This is a genomic window from Nitrospirota bacterium (genome assembly GCA_016214855.1).
Taxonomy (GTDB): Bacteria; Nitrospirota; Thermodesulfovibrionia; order Thermodesulfovibrionales; family UBA6898; genus UBA6898.
This window is the reverse complement of record JACRMT010000021.1, coordinates 1-18,542: the sequence shown is the minus strand read 5'-3', so window position 1 is coordinate 18,542 and position 18,542 is coordinate 1. Positions and strand designations below refer to the sequence as shown.

23 protein-coding genes and 1 pseudogene are annotated in these 18,542 nt (G+C 48.1%); 6 read left to right on the top strand and 18 right to left on the bottom strand.

Annotated elements, in window-relative coordinates:
- Window positions 1–13 precede the first annotated feature (13 nt).
- On the top strand, window positions 14–193 hold the full coding sequence (locus HZB62_15700) for a hypothetical protein (protein ID MBI5076595.1): 180 nt from the start codon (window positions 14–16) through the stop codon (window positions 191–193).
- A gap of 28 nt (window positions 194–221) precedes the next feature.
- On the top strand, window positions 222–1,406 hold the full coding sequence (locus HZB62_15695) for a PLP-dependent aminotransferase family protein (protein MBI5076594.1): 1,185 nt from the start codon (window positions 222–224) through the stop codon (window positions 1,404–1,406).
- A 4-nt stretch (window positions 1,407–1,410) separates the two neighbouring features.
- On the opposite strand, the gene HZB62_15690 is transcribed toward HZB62_15695, so the two are convergent.
- From HZB62_15690 to HZB62_15655, 8 genes are all read right to left on the bottom strand, one after another.
- Entirely contained in the window at window positions 1,411–1,614 is a 204-nt protein-coding gene (locus HZB62_15690) for a hypothetical protein (protein MBI5076593.1), read from the bottom strand.
- Window positions 1,611–2,315: a hypothetical protein gene (locus tag HZB62_15685; protein MBI5076592.1), complete on the bottom strand. Its 705-nt coding sequence runs from the start codon at window positions 2,313–2,315 to the stop codon at window positions 1,611–1,613. Before HZB62_15685 ends, HZB62_15690 begins: the two co-directional genes overlap by 4 nt.
- A 14-nt stretch (window positions 2,316–2,329) precedes the next feature.
- Window positions 2,330–2,980: a PilZ domain-containing protein gene (locus HZB62_15680; GenBank protein ID MBI5076591.1), complete on the bottom strand. Its 651-nt coding sequence runs from the start codon at window positions 2,978–2,980 to the stop codon at window positions 2,330–2,332.
- Window positions 2,981–3,023: 43 nt separating this feature from the next.
- Window positions 3,024–3,446 carry a hypothetical protein gene (locus HZB62_15675; protein MBI5076590.1) on the bottom strand — a complete coding sequence of 141 codons (423 nt, stop codon included), beginning with the start codon at window positions 3,444–3,446 and terminating at the stop codon, window positions 3,024–3,026.
- A 42-nt stretch (window positions 3,447–3,488) separates the two neighbouring features.
- Window positions 3,489–4,745 (bottom strand): M48 family metallopeptidase, encoded by a 1,257-nt coding sequence (locus tag HZB62_15670; protein MBI5076589.1) that lies wholly within the window; start codon window positions 4,743–4,745, stop codon window positions 3,489–3,491.
- 116 nt (window positions 4,746–4,861) lie between these two features.
- Window positions 4,862–5,152 (bottom strand): type II toxin-antitoxin system RelE/ParE family toxin, encoded by a 291-nt coding sequence (locus tag HZB62_15665; protein ID MBI5076588.1) that lies wholly within the window; start codon window positions 5,150–5,152, stop codon window positions 4,862–4,864.
- Window positions 5,149–5,412: a ribbon-helix-helix protein, CopG family gene (locus HZB62_15660; GenBank protein ID MBI5076587.1), complete on the bottom strand. Its 264-nt coding sequence runs from the start codon at window positions 5,410–5,412 to the stop codon at window positions 5,149–5,151. Before HZB62_15660 ends, HZB62_15665 begins: the two co-directional genes overlap by 4 nt.
- 127 nt (window positions 5,413–5,539) lie before the next feature.
- Window positions 5,540–5,677, bottom strand: coding sequence for a hypothetical protein (locus HZB62_15655; GenBank protein ID MBI5076586.1), 138 nt, complete (start codon window positions 5,675–5,677; stop codon window positions 5,540–5,542).
- Between the two features lie 115 nt (window positions 5,678–5,792).
- Here HZB62_15655 and HZB62_15650 point away from each other — a divergent pair, with 115 nt between their 5' ends.
- Window positions 5,793–6,374, top strand: a complete 582-nt coding sequence (locus HZB62_15650) for a hypothetical protein (GenBank protein ID MBI5076585.1) — start codon at window positions 5,793–5,795, stop codon at window positions 6,372–6,374.
- 216 nt (window positions 6,375–6,590) lie between these two features.
- Here the strand turns inward: HZB62_15650 and HZB62_15645 are convergent, their stop codons facing one another.
- The 5 genes from HZB62_15645 to HZB62_15625 all read right to left on the bottom strand — a co-directional run bounded on the left by HZB62_15645 (window position 6,591) and on the right by HZB62_15625 (window position 10,286).
- A complete protein-coding gene (locus HZB62_15645; GenBank protein ID MBI5076584.1) occupies window positions 6,591–7,427 on the bottom strand; it encodes a hypothetical protein in 837 nt (278 codons plus the stop codon).
- A 63-nt stretch (window positions 7,428–7,490) separates the two neighbouring features.
- Window positions 7,491–7,676, bottom strand: a complete 186-nt coding sequence (locus tag HZB62_15640; protein MBI5076583.1) for a type II toxin-antitoxin system HicA family toxin — start codon at window positions 7,674–7,676, stop codon at window positions 7,491–7,493.
- A complete protein-coding gene (locus HZB62_15635) occupies window positions 7,673–7,897 on the bottom strand; it encodes a type II toxin-antitoxin system HicB family antitoxin (protein MBI5076582.1) in 225 nt (74 codons plus the stop codon). The genes HZB62_15640 and HZB62_15635 overlap by 4 nt, the downstream gene beginning before the upstream one ends.
- Before the next feature lie 134 nt (window positions 7,898–8,031).
- On the bottom strand, window positions 8,032–8,787 hold the full coding sequence (locus tag HZB62_15630; GenBank protein ID MBI5076581.1) for an amino acid ABC transporter ATP-binding protein: 756 nt from the start codon (window positions 8,785–8,787) through the stop codon (window positions 8,032–8,034).
- Window positions 8,784–10,286 (bottom strand): ABC transporter permease subunit, encoded by a 1,503-nt coding sequence (locus HZB62_15625; GenBank protein ID MBI5076580.1) that lies wholly within the window; start codon window positions 10,284–10,286, stop codon window positions 8,784–8,786. The genes HZB62_15630 and HZB62_15625 overlap by 4 nt, the downstream gene beginning before the upstream one ends.
- Window positions 10,287–10,375: 89 nt before the next feature.
- On the opposite strand from HZB62_15625, the gene HZB62_15620 reads away from it, so the two are divergent.
- Window positions 10,376–10,810, top strand: a complete 435-nt coding sequence (locus HZB62_15620) for a carboxymuconolactone decarboxylase family protein (GenBank protein MBI5076579.1) — start codon at window positions 10,376–10,378, stop codon at window positions 10,808–10,810.
- Here HZB62_15620 and HZB62_15615 read toward each other — a convergent pair.
- On the bottom strand, window positions 10,807–11,118 hold the full coding sequence (locus HZB62_15615; GenBank protein ID MBI5076578.1) for a Smr/MutS family protein: 312 nt from the start codon (window positions 11,116–11,118) through the stop codon (window positions 10,807–10,809). The two genes, HZB62_15620 and HZB62_15615, sit on opposite strands and share 4 nt — an antisense overlap.
- On the bottom strand, window positions 11,108–12,190 hold the full coding sequence (gene msrB / locus HZB62_15610) for a peptide-methionine (R)-S-oxide reductase MsrB (protein MBI5076577.1): 1,083 nt from the start codon (window positions 12,188–12,190) through the stop codon (window positions 11,108–11,110). The genes HZB62_15615 and msrB overlap by 11 nt, the downstream gene beginning before the upstream one ends.
- A 186-nt stretch (window positions 12,191–12,376) precedes the next feature.
- Here msrB and HZB62_15605 point away from each other — a divergent pair, with 186 nt between their 5' ends.
- The gene (locus HZB62_15605; GenBank protein ID MBI5076576.1) at window positions 12,377–13,192 is read left to right on the top strand and encodes a hypothetical protein; all 816 of its coding nucleotides are present in this window, start codon (window positions 12,377–12,379) and stop codon (window positions 13,190–13,192) included.
- 218 nt (window positions 13,193–13,410) lie between these two features.
- Window positions 13,411–13,713: pseudogene (locus HZB62_15600) on the top strand (co-chaperone GroES).
- A gap of 519 nt (window positions 13,714–14,232) precedes the next feature.
- Here HZB62_15600 and HZB62_15595 read toward each other — a convergent pair.
- The 3 genes from HZB62_15595 to glgP all read right to left on the bottom strand — a co-directional run bounded on the left by HZB62_15595 (window position 14,233) and on the right by glgP (window position 18,309).
- Complete coding sequence (locus HZB62_15595) at window positions 14,233–15,135, bottom strand: hypothetical protein (GenBank protein MBI5076575.1); 903 nt, start codon at window positions 15,133–15,135, stop codon at window positions 14,233–14,235.
- Between the two features lie 153 nt (window positions 15,136–15,288).
- Window positions 15,289–15,717 carry a thioesterase family protein gene (locus HZB62_15590; GenBank protein ID MBI5076574.1) on the bottom strand — a complete coding sequence of 143 codons (429 nt, stop codon included), beginning with the start codon at window positions 15,715–15,717 and terminating at the stop codon, window positions 15,289–15,291.
- A gap of 36 nt (window positions 15,718–15,753) precedes the next feature.
- Window positions 15,754–18,309, bottom strand: coding sequence for an alpha-glucan family phosphorylase (glgP, locus tag HZB62_15585; protein ID MBI5076573.1), 2,556 nt, complete (start codon window positions 18,307–18,309; stop codon window positions 15,754–15,756).
- Window positions 18,310–18,542: the final 233 nt, after the last annotated feature.

Here is an 18,542-nt window from a genome sequence, read left to right as displayed (position 1 = left end):
CGGAGGATTTACCATGAAGATCGAACTTGAAGGAACACTTCTGAAAATGACCCCTGAAAATGCAAGAGAGAAAGAGGAACTTAACCAGCTCTGGTCCATCATCATTGACTGCGTAAAGGAGAATAAGAAGCTTGTGCCTGTGGGCCAGTACATCCCGGGCATGAAAGAGGTCGCGACCTTTAATATCGAGTAGCGTCCCCCCCTTCATACAGGGAAACAGCATGGGCAATATCTTCTCAGACAGAATATCTGATGTGCCGAGATCCTTTATCAGGGAGATCCTGAAACTGGCAGTGGACGGGTCTGTCATCTCCTTTGCCGGCGGCCTGCCGAACCGGGATCTGTTCCCTCTGGAGGAGATAAAAAAAGCTACCGGCAAGCTGCTGGAAGAGTCGGGCAAGGACGTGCTGCAGTACAGTTCCTCTGAAGGTTATGTCGAACTGAGGGAGTGGATAGCAGACCGGTACCGGTCAAAACATATCCCTATTCATCCTGACAACATCCTGATCACCTCAGGTTCCCAGCAGGGCATGGACCTCCTCGGAAAGACCCTCCTGAACGACGGAGACAACGTCATCATTGAAGAGCCCGGCTATCTGGGTGCCATTCAGGCTTTTTCGATCTACAAGGCAAGATTCCACCCGGTTCCGGTGAATGAAGAAGGGATAGAGCTCGAGCCATTCCATGAGATCGTGTCCGAACATTTTGTGAAGATATTCTACTGCGTGCCGAACTTTCAGAATCCTTCAGGCATAAGCTATTCCGAGGAGAATCGAAAAGGCGTGGCTCATGCGCTCAAGGGCAAGCGGACGATCCTGGTAGAGGACGATCCATATGGAGAACTGCGGTTCCTGGGAAAAGAAAAACCCTCTTTTTATCAGCTCCTTCCGGAAAACACCGTGCTCCTCGGCTCGTTTTCCAAGACCGTGGTCCCTTCCTTTCGCATCGGCTGGATCGTTGCAAACAATGAGATCATGGAAAAACTGGTGATCGCCAAGCAGGCCTCTGACCTGCATACCAACTATTTCGGCCAGCGGATCATCCATCAGTATCTGAAAGACAACGATATCGATGCGCATATCAACAAGATCCGGCAGGCGTATGGAAAGCAGAGGGACGCGATGGTCAGTGCGATACAGGAATATTTTCCGGCCGAGATCGCCTATACCCACCCTGAAGGAGGCATGTTTCTCTGGGCCACTCTCCCGGCAGGCATGTCGGCGATGGAGGTCTTCAAAGAAGCGGTCAAACAGAAAGTTGCCTTCGTGCCGGGCGATCCTTTCTACGTAAACAAAAAAGACGTCAACACCCTCCGCCTGAACTACTCAAGCGTTGATGAGGAAACCATCAGGACCGGCATAAAACGCCTCGGCAATGTGCTGAAGGCTCTGCTCGCGGGGAAATAGACAATCAGACTGACAGGAGTTCGCGGAAGTGAAAGCGGTTATTCCTGACAACAACCTCGCCTTTTTTCGTATCCGACTGGTTGCTTGAGCAGCGGCCGGCAAAGATAAAGGAACAGAACGCTCTATTCCCGCCGCAGGGATCAACGTGATGCGGGAGTGCAGGGCATAGTCCTTTCTGCTCGACCACGCGAAAACCACCTTTTTTCACGATCTCTCTTTTACCATTTCATGAACCACTGGCATACCGTCGTACCTTACAACACGGTCCGGTTTGTTACAGAAGATAAAACTGTTGTTCATGTGATCGCGTTCATCAAGTCCGATTCGCCTGAACACTTCCGCCCATGTTGTGAACTCGCCATACTTCTTTACCAGGTCATTGTGCACAGGCTGTTCTTCCCATTCCGGATGCTCCTGAACAAGCTGCGCATACACATGCTCGGCATGATCCTCGAACTCGGCGTTAAACAGAAACGCACGGGGCATATTCATCAGAGCAAGTGCCCATGACAACACGCCATAGGAACCGGCCATCAGAAAGGGAATAAGAGGGAATAAATACCACGGATCCCTCATACGGTCCTCTTTCATCTTTTCATTAATAACGAGCAGATGCCAATACTCGTTATCCTGGGCCTCCCGCCCCCATGCGGTAATGGTGCGGGCCTGCTGCACGAGATCCCGGTCCTGGTAGTGCTGTGTCATCCTGGCATATTGACGGTTCTCCCAGGCCCGATAGGGGATGCTGGCCAGAGTTTCGAGGAGTTTTGCCTTGGCAAGCGTTTCTTTCCTGCCGGTAACCAGATCCATCATGAGAAAAAAGAACCGGGCCGCCACTGAGTATTTGTACGGCAGCCGTGTCATTGAGGCTTGCTGTTCCTTCTTCAGATCGATAGGTGTCTGTTCCATCAGTATTCCGGGGCTTATTCCCCGGCCTCCGACCGGTTCTTATCTGAAACAGCATCCATGAAGCTGACTATATTTTCAAAAAAATCAAAAGACAGACTGTCAGCAATGTCCTCTATCTCTGCTCCCACAAGAAATCCGTCAGCATGTCCGGCGCAGTGCCTTACCCTGATATTAAAGGAGGTTTCCTTTCTTATTGTCTGAGCAGTTGAAATCATGCACCGGTATGATGAATCAACTGACAATTTATCGGCAATAACAAGGGAAAGCCCGTGACGGCTGAAATTGACCAGCCTGACAGGGATTAATAAGTCAGAAACAGCAACTTGGAATTTGAGATGCCTTTGATATATCTCCGGCATGGGATATCTGCTTTCACGCCTTCTGTCGGACATCCTGTCTTCGGATACCGCCGCAAGCAGTTTTATATCCTTTACCACCTGCAGATATTTGATCCAGTTGGTCAGTTCGTTCAGGGCATGCATTGCCTGTTTGAGATATAGCCTGTTCATCTCCTCACTCGCGTCATTGAGGACAGGCTCAATGCATAAACTGACGGCAAAAACCTTATTCAGCACCATGTCCGCTATACAGTCGATCTGGTTTTGATTGTCAATAAAGCAGTTTCTGACATCATCACCGCAGATTTCCCTGCATCTTCTTTCCATAAGCCTATATTACCAGATATGTGCTCTGATAACTTGCAGACAGTCAGATCGGCAGGAGTTCGCAGGAGTAAAAGCGGCTGTCTCTGACAACAACCTCGCCTTTTTCAAAGCAGACAGTCTGCTTGAACAGAGGACCGTCAAAGACAAAGGAATGGAACTCGCCGTTTTCGCCGCAGGGGTCAACATAAGACGGGAGGTCTGCAAGGAACTGCTCATCATAAAACCGTCCGGAGAAGCTGCTGTCAAGCACCTGTGAGTCAACACATGTGATGATCGCCCTGAACCCCTGTCTGATGAACGTGCGGGCAAGCTCAGTTGTGTCGCGCTTCCAGAGGGGAAAGACCGCCTTCATCCCGACTTCTGCAAGCTTTTTTTCGAGGTAAGCCTTCAGGTCCTCCAGGAAAAGATCGCCAAATGCGACACTGGTCACTCCCTCTGCCTTGTATCTGAGAAGGGCATCTCGCATGGCTGTTTTTTCCGCTCGACCATGCAAAGACAACCTTTTCCTTCATGATCTTTCCTTTGCCATCTCATGGATCTTTGCTACCCGTTCAACAACAGGCGGGTGTGAATAGTGAAAGGCAGCATACAGCGGATGAGGATGCAGATTCGAAAGATTGTCCTTTGAAAGCTTGATCAGTGATGTGGCAAGTGCATCCGGCTTTGGCGCAATATCTACAGCAAACCGGTCAGCCTCACGCTCATGTTTACGGGAAAAGGCACTGAAAAGCGGCGTAAAGGGAAAAGAGACAATACTAAAAACAAAACTGATGAGCACCAGTTCAGCGAAAAACGTATTGCCCCTGATACCAAAAATCTCTGCAAGCAGTCCTGCATTAAGAACCTTGAAGGCAATATACGCACCGGCTAATGAAAGCGTTTCAAAGATCACGAGCATCTTGAGCACATGTTTTTTCTTCCAGTGTCCGCCTTCATGGGCCAGCACCGCAAGAACCTCATCCTCATCCATCTTGTTCAAGAGAGTGTCATAGAGCACGATCCGCTTGGTCTTGCCGATGCCGGTGAAGTATGCGTTCGTATGATGGCTGCGCTTTGAGGCATCGATCTTGAAAACGCGGCTGACCATTATGCCGGTCTTCTGCATCATCGTCTTTATCTTCTCCTCAAGAGTATCGCCTTCAAGCGGCGTGAATGTATTAAAGAGCGGCTCGATCACATACGGAGAGATATACATCATGAATATGCTGAAGACAAAAAAGAAAGACCAGACATAAAGCCACCAGAGCTCAGGGCTCTTCTGGATGATCCATAAACCACACGTCATAACGATCCCCATCAGCACGGTCGAGATGAGCGTTGACTTGATAAGATCAGTGATCCAGAGCTTCATGGTCATAGTATTGAAGCCATATTTATTTTCTATTTTGAAGGTGTTATACAGGCTGAACGGGATCGAGAGCAGAGAGCCTGCATAACTCAGGATAAGGAAAAAGAGCAGGCCCTGGATAATGAAAGAGGCGGAAAGAGATGAGATCCAAGCGGCATAAATGGCAAGCAGGCCGCCATAAATAAAGACAAGGGTGATGATGTTGCTGATCACCGATTCGACAAGGCCGACAGTGTTATGTTCGATGGTATACGCATGGGTCTTCTTCAGCAGCGCCACGTCGATATATCCCTCAAAACCAGAAGGTATGGCAAGACCCTTCTGCTTCATGTGTTTGATATTGATAAAGTCCAGCCAATAGCTTGCGCACTGGATCAGGATATAGGCAGCAAGAATAAAATAAGCAGTTAATTGCATGGGAGATATTATAACAGGCTGAAGACAGCAAAAAGCACTATCGGCACTGCCCAAAAACATCTCTGAAATCACCGAAGATCAGTGTGTCAAGGCAGTTTGTTCTTTCATAGGTAATATTATTTCTTGCGCCGGGTCGGCCATTTTCTGGATGTATGCAGCACACGCAGAATTTCGACTGTTCTGTTTCTGACGCGATAGGGAACAATAAACGGGAGTTCTGCAATGACCAGCTCGCGGGTGCCTTCAACTCTGCCGGTCCTTCCCGATGCAGGATGGATACTGAGATTTTCAACACAGCTCAGGATACGTGCGGCAACATCTGCAGCGGTTTCAGGCCTCTCAGCGGCGATATATTGTCTCAAGGAGATAAGATCCTGAATAGCAGCGGCGAACCACCGTATTCTCATTTGGGTGGATCCAGTTCTTTGTCAGTTCCCCACGTTCGCAGCCAGGAGGCAACATCTTCGTGATCTGCAAACCTCGCATCAGGTTTATCAGCTTTTGCAACTGTCTTCCTGATCTCCTGAATATGCCATTCATTCTGTTTGAGAAATTCCTCTATGGCATTGCTTACAAGATATGATTTTGATCGGGTTGTGGCTCGGGCAAGAGTGTCAAGGCGGCTCTTCGTTTCTTCATCAATGCGTATGGTCAGGGTAGTGCTCATCATCTCACCTCCATGTAACACAGATTAACACAATGCACAAACAGATTCAAGCCTGCCGGGTAACAGATTGGAAAAAAGAGAATTGTAGTCAATGAGCTGCATATCGTTTGTTTCTGTATGTGCAACTTCAACCTTCCGGACCAACGCCTGGAGTCCCTGCAAGTCTGCAGATCTTCTCTTTCGTTATTCTGAGGGTTTCCATAAGAATCCGCTTTTCCCTGTCCATAGCATTCTTTAAAAGGAAATAGGAAGTCGCTATCTGCAAACATCTCCTCCATAAAAGAAATTATATCTACGAATCTTACTATCTTGACAATAATAAGATTCGTAGATATAATATTTTCGATATCTACTTTCAGAAATTAAGGAGGATGAGGAGCATGTTAACTACGAAAACGCTTGATCAGATTTTGGGTGTCCTTGAACTTACAAAGAAATACTACGCAACCGGCATTTCACCTTCTAAGGCTTACCAAAAATCTGTAAAGGAGATAGCTCACAGTAATTCAGTGCGATATCAAACTATTGCAGATGGTTGTTGTAGAAGGTTGAATTTGGACGACATAAATAAATTCATACATTTACTAAAGGAATGGCTTCTGGGTGAGCCGCGAGGGTTAAAGGCATTAATTGCAGGAAATATAAGAAAATCTGATGAATATAAAATCGATGAATTTTTCGGTCATCCAATATTTGCTTCGCCCGTAAATAGTCAGAGTGCAGGAAAAATAGAAGGATTATTTAATGTTATTACATTAAAAGCTCCACGTAGCACAGCGAATCAGCTTCGTGCTTTAGCAGAAGCCGAGGGAAGATCTCCCGAAGATTTTGCGCTTGGAATTATAAATAAATATGTAGACGAATATTATCTACTTTACTTAAAAAAGCTTATCAATTCTTTACCACTGGAACGCAGGCAGGAAATCATTTCAACTTTGTCAGAGAATACAGCAAATTCATAGTGAAACGCTGTCTTAGACTCAGTTTTTTTGTCAGTAAAAGAATACGGATGATGGAGGTATCGAGTGTTTGAGTATCGGTGCATTGCGCGCTATGAATACCATGTTCAGAATGTTACGGCCTTTGTTCCTCAGGGCACCTTTATTCTCCTCAGAAGGCATTTTTGAGATGGCTTCTATCAGTTTGTTGCCCGTTATTATGATGGGAGGCACATTAGCTCACTTAAAACCCGCATAGACCCATCTGAAGCCCATACCTAAGACATATACAAATAAGCAAGGAAGTGCCCAGGTCAATATAAATTTAACGATGTAGATTGCCCTTAGCTCCCATGTGTAAGCTTCAACAATTGACCAATACTCCTTAATCATGTGCACTATCAGTGCTTCATTGCGTGGATCGTTAGGATTAATATTAATGCTAAAGACATGCCCAGTAGTCAATTTTACTTTAAAGGTTTCCTGTGCATTAGTATTGAATTTACCTGCAATGAGAGATCGAGATTCTTGTGACATTTTCTTGTAGAATTCGTCTTTATGCGGAGTGAATTCCGGCATTGGAAACTCTCTTTCTGAAAAAGCGTTTGCAAATAGAATGATCAACCATATTGCTGACGATAATATCCATAATCTTTTCCATCCGGTCAATCTTCCGTCCAGACTCGTAATATTAATGTTTTCCGTTTCCTGTTTTTCCGCTTCAACGGGGGGATTCAATCCGGTTTGCTCAGCGCTTACTTTTTTGGCTTTCCATTCATCATATTCATTACGACTACTGACGCGGGATTTCTGAGCCGTCTCTTTTTTCTGTTTGATTAATATTGCGTACGCTATCCATGCAATCACAAATAGAACAGCATGAGTCTTGCTTTGGCTTCCGAGTGCGATAAATATGGCCAAGTTTATGACATAAAGCACAAATGAAACAGCAAAGGCCATTTTCTTGCCGAGTGGTCTCCGCAGTAAAACGAATCGAATAATCAATGGAGTGAGCAATCCGACTACCCATGTGAGGATAAAACTTAGACCGATTTCAAGGCCGCTTAAATTTTCCATATGTTTCCCCCCTTAATTTAATCCTTACCGATCTGTTCAGACTTTAACAGAGCATGATTGTTGTCATGCCTTCGGTATTTCAAGGTCTTTACATATTTTCGTGACAAGGTTTTCATCAACCTCTCTGTGGCGGGGAACCGTGCTGACCTTCTTTTTCAACCGATTTACATATACCGTGTGATTTGCGCCTTCCCGAAGGAATTCACATCCGTTTGACTCAAGATGCCGGATTACATCTTTTCGCTTCAAGCAGTTACCATTCCAAAGTCTTCTCTTATAATTTCAATTCCCTTGAATTCTTCCTCAAAAAGCTGTCTGTTGGCATCTAATACAAGCTGAACCGCTTCTGCTAAATTACTTCTTGTTTCTTCTAATGTCGTTCCCTGCGTATTTGCTCCTGGAAGCTCTTCAATGAAACCAATAAATCCGTAAGGTGATTTTTGAAAGATTGCTGTCAATTTTTCCTTCATTTTGTTTATCCTCCTTTTCTATATTGTGCCATAGAGATTACTCTACCCGGCAATTATTTTATAAGAATTAGGGGAGCAACGTATAGAAAATTGCACGCGCTATGGCTCAAAAAGCCTCTTTATGTTGTTGAGTGCTAACTCTTCAGCACCCTACTGAGGAAGGTCTTTGTGCGTTCAGCCCTGGGATTGGCAAAGATCTCTTCAGGCGAACCGATCTCCACGATCTCGCCCTTATCGAAGACCACAACCCTGTCAGCGACTTCCCGTGCAAAACCCATTTCATGCGTCGCGATAACCGTTGTCATGCCTTCGTTCACCAGCCCTTTTATGACCGCAAGGACCTCGCCGACCATTTCAGGATCAAGAGAAGAGGTAGGCTCGTCAAAGAGCATTGCCTCAGGTTTCATGGCAAGGGCCCGCGCGATCGCGACCCGCTGCTGTTCCCCGCCGGAGAGCTGATCCGGATAGCTGCTCACCTTTGCTTCAAGGTTGATCCTCCTGAGGAGCGACACTGCCTGCTCAGAGGCTGCTTCCCTGCTCACATTGAGAACGCTCATAGGCGCCTCTATGATATTTTCGAGCACGGTCATGTGAGGAAAAAGATTGAACTGCTGAAAGACCATGCCGACCTTGAGCCGTATCCTGCGTATTGCCTCAAGGTCTTCCCTGGCAGGCCTCACCCTGTTGATCGAATGCAGTTCAAGGGAATCGACCATGATCTCGCCCTTCCCGAAATATTCCAGGCCATTGATGCACCGGAGAAACGTGCTCTTGCCGCTGCCGGACGGTCCGATGCAGACAACCACCTCACCCTTGTTGATCTCAAGGTTGATGCCCCTGAAGAGCTGCTGTTCGCCAAAGGCCTTATGCAGATCCCTGACCGCGATCATCTGCGTTTCCCCTTCAGTTTCTCCTCAAGACTGCGCGCAAAAAGAGAAAGCGGGTAGCTCATGGCAAAATACAGGAGAGCAACGATCAAGCCGAGCTCAAAGAATCTCAGGGTCGATGCTGCAAGTATGGTGTAGGTCTTTGTGAGCTCGACCATCGCTATGATCGATACCAGAGAAGAGTCCTTGAAAAGTGCTATAAAATCGTTCGTTACACCCGGCAGAGCGATCCTGAAGGCCTGGGGCAGGACGACCCTTCGTAAAGCCATGCGCTGCGTCATGCCAAGCGAGAGCGCTGCCTCCATCTGCCCCTTAGGGATCGCACTGATGCCTGCCCGGTACAGCTCAGCCTCATAGGCTGCATAGTTCATGCCGAGGCCGAGAAATGCCGCAACAAAAGGGCTCAGAGAAATGCCGATATTCGGCAGTCCATAGTACAGGATATAAAGCTGGATCAGAAGCGGGGTGCCGCGATAGACCTCTATGTAAGCAGTAGCGATATTGCTGAATGGCGCCCTGCTGTAAAGTCTCACAACAGTCAGAAAAAGACCCAGGGTTATAGCCAGCGCCATGGCTGTCGCTGAGATGAAGATCGTCAGACCGGCGCCCTTCAGGAGCAGGGGGAAGAAGGTATAGACCGGCGCTTTTTTGCTTTCCTCAAGTCCGCTGTACCCGGAGGAGTCTTTTATATTCCTGAAAAGTTTTTCCTGTGCCTCGTTCCAGAGGTCCCACTTTTCATAGATCTTTTTCAGCTCGCCTGATTTGAGGAGTTTTGCAAGAATATCATTTATGGCCTTCCGGAGATCTGCATCGCCTTTGCGCACGGCAATGGCATAAAACCCCTCACCCATCGGTGTCCCGGCATATTTCAGTTTCGGATTTGACTTGCCGTAATATGCAGCGATCGGAAGGTCGAGGAGCACGGCATCGATCCTGCCGATCGCAAGGTCCTCATACGGCTCGACCTGGCCCGGATAGATCCTGACATCTACCCCGCCGATCTTTGTCAGAATATCCTGGGCAACAGTGCCTGAGAGAGTGCCTACCTTTTTGCCTTTGAGATCATCCGTTGTCCGGATAGCTGACTCTTCTTTTCTGACAACAAGCTGTTCAGTATAGATATAGTAAGGCATCGAAAAAAGCACTTCCCGTTCTCTCTGGGGTGTGATCTCGATGCCGTTCATGGCGATGTCATAGTCGCCTCTCTGCAGGCCAGGGACAAGACTGTCCCATGCATTTTGCGACTGCTTTGCCTTTACGCCCAATTCCCGGGCTATGGCATCGGCAATATCAACTTCAAATCCGATCAGCCGTGATGGATCTTTCGGGTCAGGAAAAATATAAGGAGCGCCCCCCTCTGCATCAGAGCCCCAGAGCAGGTACCCGCGCTTTTGAACCTCTTCAAGCGCTCCTGGTTTTGACTGGGACGGCACTGCCCAGTACAGCAGCAGCCCAAGACCCAGGAGTAACGATAGTATTCGCTGATAACGTCTCACATTCATCCTCTCCGGATAAGGTATATCAAAAACTCTGGAGGGGTCAAGACCTTATCAATCTGATATAATCGTGAAAAGAATTGGGGAGGTAGCGCATGGCAGAAAAAGATAAAAAGAAACTGGTCAAACAGGCAAGAACACTCATGGAGGATGAGGGCTTGGCCGATGCCCTTTCTCAGATGATAGAAGACCAGCGGGGGCACCTCGGCTTCCTCCTGAGCACATTAAAGAAGAGGCACAAAACCTTTAATCCCTATGTGCTGAAGGGCATGTCTGTATACCGGGAACCGGCTGCAATAGACAGGAAAACTGCGGAACTTGCTGCAATCAGCGCTGCAACAGCGCTCAGGTGCGAACACTGCCTTGATGCGCATATGGGCAGGGCAATGGAAGAAGGCGCAAGCATCGAGGAGATACTCGATGTCATGCTTATCTCGGCAGCCATCTGCGAATCGTCCACGCTGTCCGTAGCCTTCAGAAAGTTCAAGCAGTTCGAGGGGAAACTGGAAAAACAGACAAAGAAGTCTTAATCAAGAGGTCTCAGCACCACAACAGTCGCACCCCAACTGCCTACGGTTTCATCAGCAAGTTTGAATGATGAAACCTCGGGCAGTCTCCTCAGGATAGCGTGAACTGTTTCACGCAGAGCGCCCGTGCCCTTTCCATGGATAATCCGTACTTCGAAAATCCCCTTCATGCTGCATTCATGCAGATAATCAGGAAGCAGATCCTTTACCTCGCCCGGATGAAAGGTGTGGAGATCAAGAACCCCGTTGATCGGAAATTCAACGGGCTCTGGTTCGGATTTATTATCGCTTTCCAAAAAACTACTTTCCAAACAGCTTCTTGTACTGGCCGTATCCTTCTTTCTCAAGGTCTTCCCTTGGGATAAAGCGGAGCGCTGCAGAGTTCATGCAGTATCTGAGGCCGGTCGGCTTCGGACCGTCGCTGAACACATGTCCGAGATGCGAATCACCCTGTTTGGACCTCACCTCTGTGCGTGTGGTGAACCAGCTCCGGTCCGTCTTCTCAACGATATTCGACGGCTCAAGAGGCCTTGTAAAGCTGGGCCAGCCGGTCCCTGAATCATACTTGTCGAGCGAGCTGAAGAGCGGTTCGCCCGAGACAATATCGACATAAATACCCTCTTTCTTGTTGTTAGCGTATTCATTATTGAAAGCTGGTTCTGTGCCTTCCTCCTGCGTCACCTTGTACTGCATCGGGGTAAGCTTCTTCTTCAGTTCCTCTTTTGATGGTTTCCTATATGTTTTTGCTCCCTGCGCAGTTGTCGTTATCTCAGCCTTTCCCTTCCATGTCTTCTCAAGGAACTGGTCCCTCCCTGAATTGAACCGGTAGAATTTGTATCTGATCTGATTCTTCTTGTAATAGTCCTGATGATATTCCTCTGCCTTGTAAAATATTGCTGCGGGCAGGATCTCCGTAACTATGGGCTTACTGAACACGCCTGTTCCGGCAAGTCTCTGCTTCGACGCCTCGGCAGCCTTCTTTTGATCCTCGGTATGGTAGAAGATAGCAGAGCGGTACTGACCGCCCCTGTCGACAAACTGCCCCCCCGCATCTGTTGGATCGATATTTCTCCAGAAGACGTCGAGCAATGTATCATAGGAGACCACGGAGGGATCATAGGTAATCTCTATCGACTCCAGATGACCGGTACTGCCGGAAGATACCTCTTCATACGTCGGATTGACCTTCCTGCCGCCCGTGTATCCTGACAGGACTTCTTTGACGCCTTCCAGTTTTTCATAGGGCGGCTCCATGCACCAGAAGCAGCCCCCTGCAAAAGTCGCCTTTTCCCATTTAATTGCAGTCTTCTTATTTTGCTCTGCGTCAGCCATGGAAATACTCCCGATGAGCGTCAAGATTAGTATCGAAATTATCTTTTTCATGGTTTCATCCTATACCCTTATCATGAAGAAAATATGAAAATCTGCCAGTTACGATCTTATTGCAGCTCTGCTGCTCCAAAAATCACCGCATGCATCGTACATCCAATGTTTTCATTATACCGCGATTCTCTAAAATTTGAAGCATTCCCGGCTGTCTGCTACAATGATTTCAGAAGGAGACAGACCATGGCTTGGAAATGCCCTCAATGCAGACAGACCAACGAAAGTGCACTGAATAAATGTGCCTGCGGATATGCCTATTATGAGGTGCTCGGATTAAAAGCGGATGCGCCTGCACAGTCGGTTGAGCAGACGTATAACTATCTGATCAAGGTGTGGAAAACACCGGCAGATGCTCATGACGCGCGCTCCCGCGGCAGGCTGGATGAACGGGTCAGGAAGATCAATGATGCATACACTGTCTTCAGGCAGATATCCGCAGGGGCAGACAGCGGCATAGGGAATTCCCCGGTCATGAAGATCGCTGTTGGCGCGGGAGCTGCCTTTGTTATCGTTATTGTCGCCGGCCTTTTTTTCTGGTCAAATAAGAGCGATCCCCGGCCTGCAGTGGCGCCCGTCTCCTCACCCTATCAGATGGCAGTGCCTGAAAAAAGCGTATCTGTTCCGCTATCGCAATCCACTCCCGTGCAGCCAACAGCACAGCAGTCGTCGCCCGAGAGAAAAAGCGACGCGCCTGATATGAACGCTGAGAAAACTCCTGACTGGGCAATCGAGTCGGTAAAAAAATCACACATACTCGATCGTTCTGCAACCGTTGATGCTCTGGTCAATAAGTGGACAAAAGAGAACGCCGATAAACTCAAGGCCATAGGCTGGATCGCAAGAAAGGCAGATGAGAAGACATACCTTGTCACCTATACGGCAACGGACGGCGTCACGCCGAAAGGCTTCTATTTTGAGCTGAACATTGAGACGGGAGATATCAGGAATATTGCCGGCAATACTGAACTTCAGCAGAAATACGGCATAAAGGAAAACTGATCCGGGCAGCGTCTTTCTAAAGACTCTGTTATGCAATGATAGTTCTGCTCTTATGGAATCATGATCCGGATTCTCAGAGCTGACCGTACAACAGGGACCTTCGCAGAATATTCAATACACCTTTCAATTAATTCTTGGCATAACGCTCCAATGACTGGTCAGTCAAAGGGTTCTTGCAGTATAATGAAGCAGTACCATTTTGCAGGAGGTTATCGTACATGGCTTTTAGACCACTTCATGACTGGGTTCTGATCAAGAGAAGCGAACCTGAAGAGAGAACCAGCGGCGGCATAATCATCCCTGACGCTGCCAGGACAAAACCGACCGAGGGCATTGTCGAGGCTGTCGGTCCCGGGAAATTCGAACAGGAAAAGGGCAAGAAAGAAAAGAAGCTATTCGTCCCTACCGTGCTGAAACCGGGTCAGCGTGTCATGTTCATTGATTATATGACAAAAAATATTGTGCTGGACGGGGAGGAGATAACGCTTATTCAGGAGGACAATATTCTCGGCGTTCTCGAGAGCTCCGGCGAACTCGCAGTAAAAAAGCAGTATCATGTTGAAGTCAAAAAAGACCATCCGCCAATGGTCCAGGCTGAAAAAACAAAGGCTTTGACAAAGAAGACATTCGAGGCAGAAGTAACATTCAGAAAAGCTGTAAAAAGAAGCAAGACCATAAAACAGGCTAAGGCAGAAGTTAAGACTAACACGAAAAAAACAGCGACAAAAGGAAAGGACAAAAAAATGAAAAAAACCGTAAAAAAAGCTGCTCCCAAGAAGACTGCACCGGCTAAAAAGGCTGTTGCCAAGAAAACCGTAAAGAAGGCAGTTGTGAAGAAAACCGTAGCGAAAAAGGCGGCGCCGAAGAAAGCTGCAGCCAAGAAAGTCGTCAAGAAAACCGTTGCAAAGAAGACAGCGGCACCGAAAAAAGCTGCCGCAAAAAAAGTTGTCAAGAAGACAGCCGCAAAAAAGAAATAGCACTGCCCGCAGACAGGTGATCAGGAGGGGCAGGGAAAGACATACCGCCTGCCCCTCTTCAATTCAGTTCAGGGAAGCCGTTTCCATCTCTTCAATACGCTCCCTTTTCCCCTCGTTTCCTGCAGCATCCCGATAGACAAGCTCATCCGTTTCCAGATCATATTCAGGAATTCGCGGATCAGTCCAATGGTTCAAAAAATACTGATAAAAGATGGTATAAAGGCTGCCGGGATTCTGATTGTGGACAAAGACATATTCAGGCATGACCTGCACATCAAGCCCTGCATGATAATGGTTCACCCACAGATAGTCTCCTGACAGTGCCATCTTCAGGAACGGCACATCCTGGTAAAGTTTAAGTCTGATATCTTTCTGGGCAGCCTTCAGCTCTTTCAGGAGATCGATGCTTCTTTTGATCTGTTCCCTGAACTTCTCAAGCGTGATCTCCGGATCAAGTATGCTTTTTACCCGCGTAATCGCTCCATCACCTGCCGGATTGAGGAGCATGATCTTTGCTTTTCGGCAGTTCTTTATCACCGCATGAAGATCTCCCCGTGGATCCGCGAAAGTTCGGAAGCCGGTTGAGCCTATCACCATCACATCCCGTGCTATACCCTGATCCTCTTTGAGCTTTCTGTTGCGACGTCTCGCAAAGATAGCTCTGGACGTAGATGCATATACAAGTCCGGCAGTCCGTGCAATGCGCGCAAGCCGTCTGTCCCGCCAGACCCATCCCAGATAGTTGAAAAAAAGAATGAGAAGCACAGCAAGGACAGTCTCTGCGATCAGGAGAAATAACTTCTCATTTCCGATGATCGCCCAGGATGTCATAAAGGCATGGGACAGTGATCCGACAAGGTAAGGGAATGAAAGCGCGATCGCCGCGCTGGTCACGATGATAACTACATGCGAAAGGATGTTCGCCGGAACTTTCAGAATATCTCTGACCGAAAAATGCTTTAACATGAGACCTCCCATGGAATATTTTCTTTTTGTCTTGGCCGGGGGTGCAGGGCACGCGTAATGGGATACCGCATAATGATGTATAAAAATGATACCACAGGAGGGTACTGAGAAAAATTAAGTTGTGTTCATGAAGCCATTGATACTGGTCTGTGGTTAGGAACCCTTCTTCGTGATCTTTTCTGTCATCTTCAGGTTAAACTTATCCTTATTAATGATAAAGCGCTCGTGCGTTCCTTTTGAGATCAGGTCTATGCCGTCATGGGCCTCGACCTCAAATAAGAGCCGCCTGCCGTCAACCTCGACCAGTTTTACTTTTGCGGTTACGTCAAAGCCTACCGGCGTTGCAGCGATATGACTGACGTCAATATGCGTGCCGACAGTCTGTTCGCCAGGCCAGTCAAGATGAGGATTTATCGCTTTAATGCAGGCCCACTCAAGGAACCCTACCATAAAGCCGGTGGCAAACACTTCCGGCATTTCCTGAAACTCGGCTGATTCGGGATAAAGGGCCGGAACGGTCTTTGACTCCGGAATGCGAAATGTGAACTCTGATTCAATCCCCGTCTTCAGGGTATGCTTCATAATTCTCTTCCTTTCTCAGGGTTGCGCTTTGCCTTTTTATACTGCCCATTTGACAAGGCCGGGCACAAAGGGATTCTCAAGAAGGTCGTTCTTCGGCAGGATCCTTATCGAGAATCCCTGCATACCGCTCAGTGTGCAATTAAGGCAGCCCGAGAACTCATACTTCCCGTCACTCAGCTTCCTGATGTCCTTAAGGCTGTCTGAAACTCCTTCAGTGATCATGCCCGTATTATCCACAAGCCCGTGATAGACCTGCACATCAACGTGATCAGGGTTGATCTCTCCAAGGTTCACGGTTGCGAGCACTGACAGGCAGTGTCCGATCATCACCTTTTCCTCGGCATCAGAACGTATATCCTCGATCTTTATCTTTGACCACTTCCCGGCTATCCCGTCCTTGAACCCGGCAAGCGCCTTTGCATTTTCAAAGTTGTTTTGTGTGACAAGGTTGAAACGGCTCTCAGCCATGTTGTAGCATCGCTCTGTATACTCAATAACCATCCTGTTGGTATTAAACACCGGATAAAGACTCCTGATAGACTCCTTCATATAATGTATCCAGCCGCGGGGCAATTTGTCTGTGCCTCTGGTATAGAAGAGCGGGATAACCTCCTTCTCGAGCAGGTCATAGATGGCATTTGCCTCAATATCATACTGGTAGTTGATATCAGAGTATTCGTCCACTTTGCCGATCGCCCAGCCGATGCCCGCCTTGAACGCTTCGTCCCACCAGCCGTCAAGAATACTCATGTTCAGAACTCCGTTGACAGCTGCCTTCATACCGCTTGTTCCTGATGCCTCGTAAAGCCTGCGCGGCGTGTTGAGCCAGACATCAACGCCCTGCACGAGGTAGCGTGCGATCGCAATGTCATAGTCCTCCAGGAATACAATGCGCTTTCTGAACTCCTCGCCCTGGGAAAGGTGAACAAGCTCCCGGATCAGTTCCTTTCCCGGCGTGTCCCTGGGATGCGCCTTGCCGGAAAAGATGATCTGCACCGGGGCGCTCTCATTGTTCAATATGCGGGCAAGCCTGTCCGGGTGACGCAGGATAAGGTCAGCTCTTTTGTACGTAGCAAACCTCCGGGCAAAGCCTATGGTAAGTATCTCAGGATCGAGGACCTCTTCTGCTGTCTTGATCTCAGTGATCGGAGCCCCGCGCCTGATGAGCTGTTTTTTCAGCTTTTTCCGGGCAAAGGATACCAGCCTTTCCCTTCTCCTCTCATGGGTCCTCCAGAGTTCCTCGTCCGGTATCTCGTCAACATGCTCCTTTTTGTTCATGTTCTGCGGCTCCTGGATCCAATTTTCTCCCATGTACCGGTAGTAGAGAGACTCCATATCATGAGATATCCAGGATCTGTGGTGAATACCGTTTGTTATCGATGTGATCGGGATCTCTTCCTGGGGAAGCCCGGGCCATATGTATCTGAAGATATTCCTTGAAACATGCCCATGGAGCTTGCTCACGCCATTAGCCCGCTCTGAAAGGTGAAATGCAAGGGCTGCCATCGAAAAACCGTTGTGACGGTTCTCATAACTGTCCGCACCCAGGGCAAGAAAGTCGTCCCAGCTGAGGCCCAGTTCCTTCGCATAGTCAAAGAAGTATTTCCTCATAAGATCCGAGGGGAATACATCAATGCCGGCAGGCACCGGCGTATGCGTGGTAAATACACCGCCTGCCCGTACGACCTCTATCGCCTGCTTAAAGGACATCTTCTGTTCCTGCATCAGGATCCTGATACGCTCGAGCCCCAAAAAGGCTGAATGACCTTCATTCATATGACAGACTGCCGGCATGATGCCGAGCTGTTTGAGCATCCTGATGCCGCCGATACCGAGCACCATCTCCTGCTGCATTCTTTTTTCATTGTCGCCGCCGTACAGTTCGTCAGTTATATCATGATCCGGTCCTGCGTTAAGGCCGATATTCGTGTCCAGGAGGTAGAGCCTCACGCGGCCGACATTCGCAAGCCATGCCTTTGCATAAACTTTTCTGCCTGCCAGGTCGATCGACACGACGAGATTGTTGCCGTCCTTGTCTTTCACCTCTTCGACAGCCATATTGTAGAAGTCGTTGATCGGATAGCTTTCTGCCTGCCACCCGTCATAGTTCAGATGCTGTCTGAAGTAGCCGCATTGGTAAAGGAGCCCGACACCGACAAGGGGGATGCCGAGATCAGAGGCTGACTTCAGATGGTCGCCGGCAAGGATCCCAAGACCTCCCGAATAAATGGGCAGCGCCTCGGTGATACCAAACTCCAGTGAAAAATAAGCAATGATCGCATCCTTCTTCCCAAAATGCCTGTCATACCATTTCGGCTCATGCATGTACCGCTCAAATTTTTCCGTTACTCTGCGGTAATGGGCAAGGAATCCGTCGTCTTTCGAGAGCTCATCAAGCCGCTCCTGACTGATCATGCCAAGGACCTTGACCGGGTTATGGTCAGCTTCCTCCCAAATGTCATGATCCATTCTCCTGATAAGAGACACCGCTTCATAATCCCAGCTCCAGTTGAGATTATAGGCAAGCGCTCTCAGTTTCTCTATGCTCTCAGGGATCTTTGGTATAACACGGAAGGTCGTTACTGGTCTCATAAGTCTCCTTTTATTTCTGCATACAGACAACGAAACAAATGCGTATGGGCATTACTGCACAAATAGATGGAAATACTAGCAGCTTGCAGTCTAGAGGTCTTGTCAATAGGTGTGTAAAAAGCCATCAGGCGGCCATCCTTTCAAGCACCTTCGATTCGCATTTCATAATCCCGTCGACAAACTGTTTTTCTTCGTAAACATTCTGCAATAACCCATAACCCTTCAATGCTCGG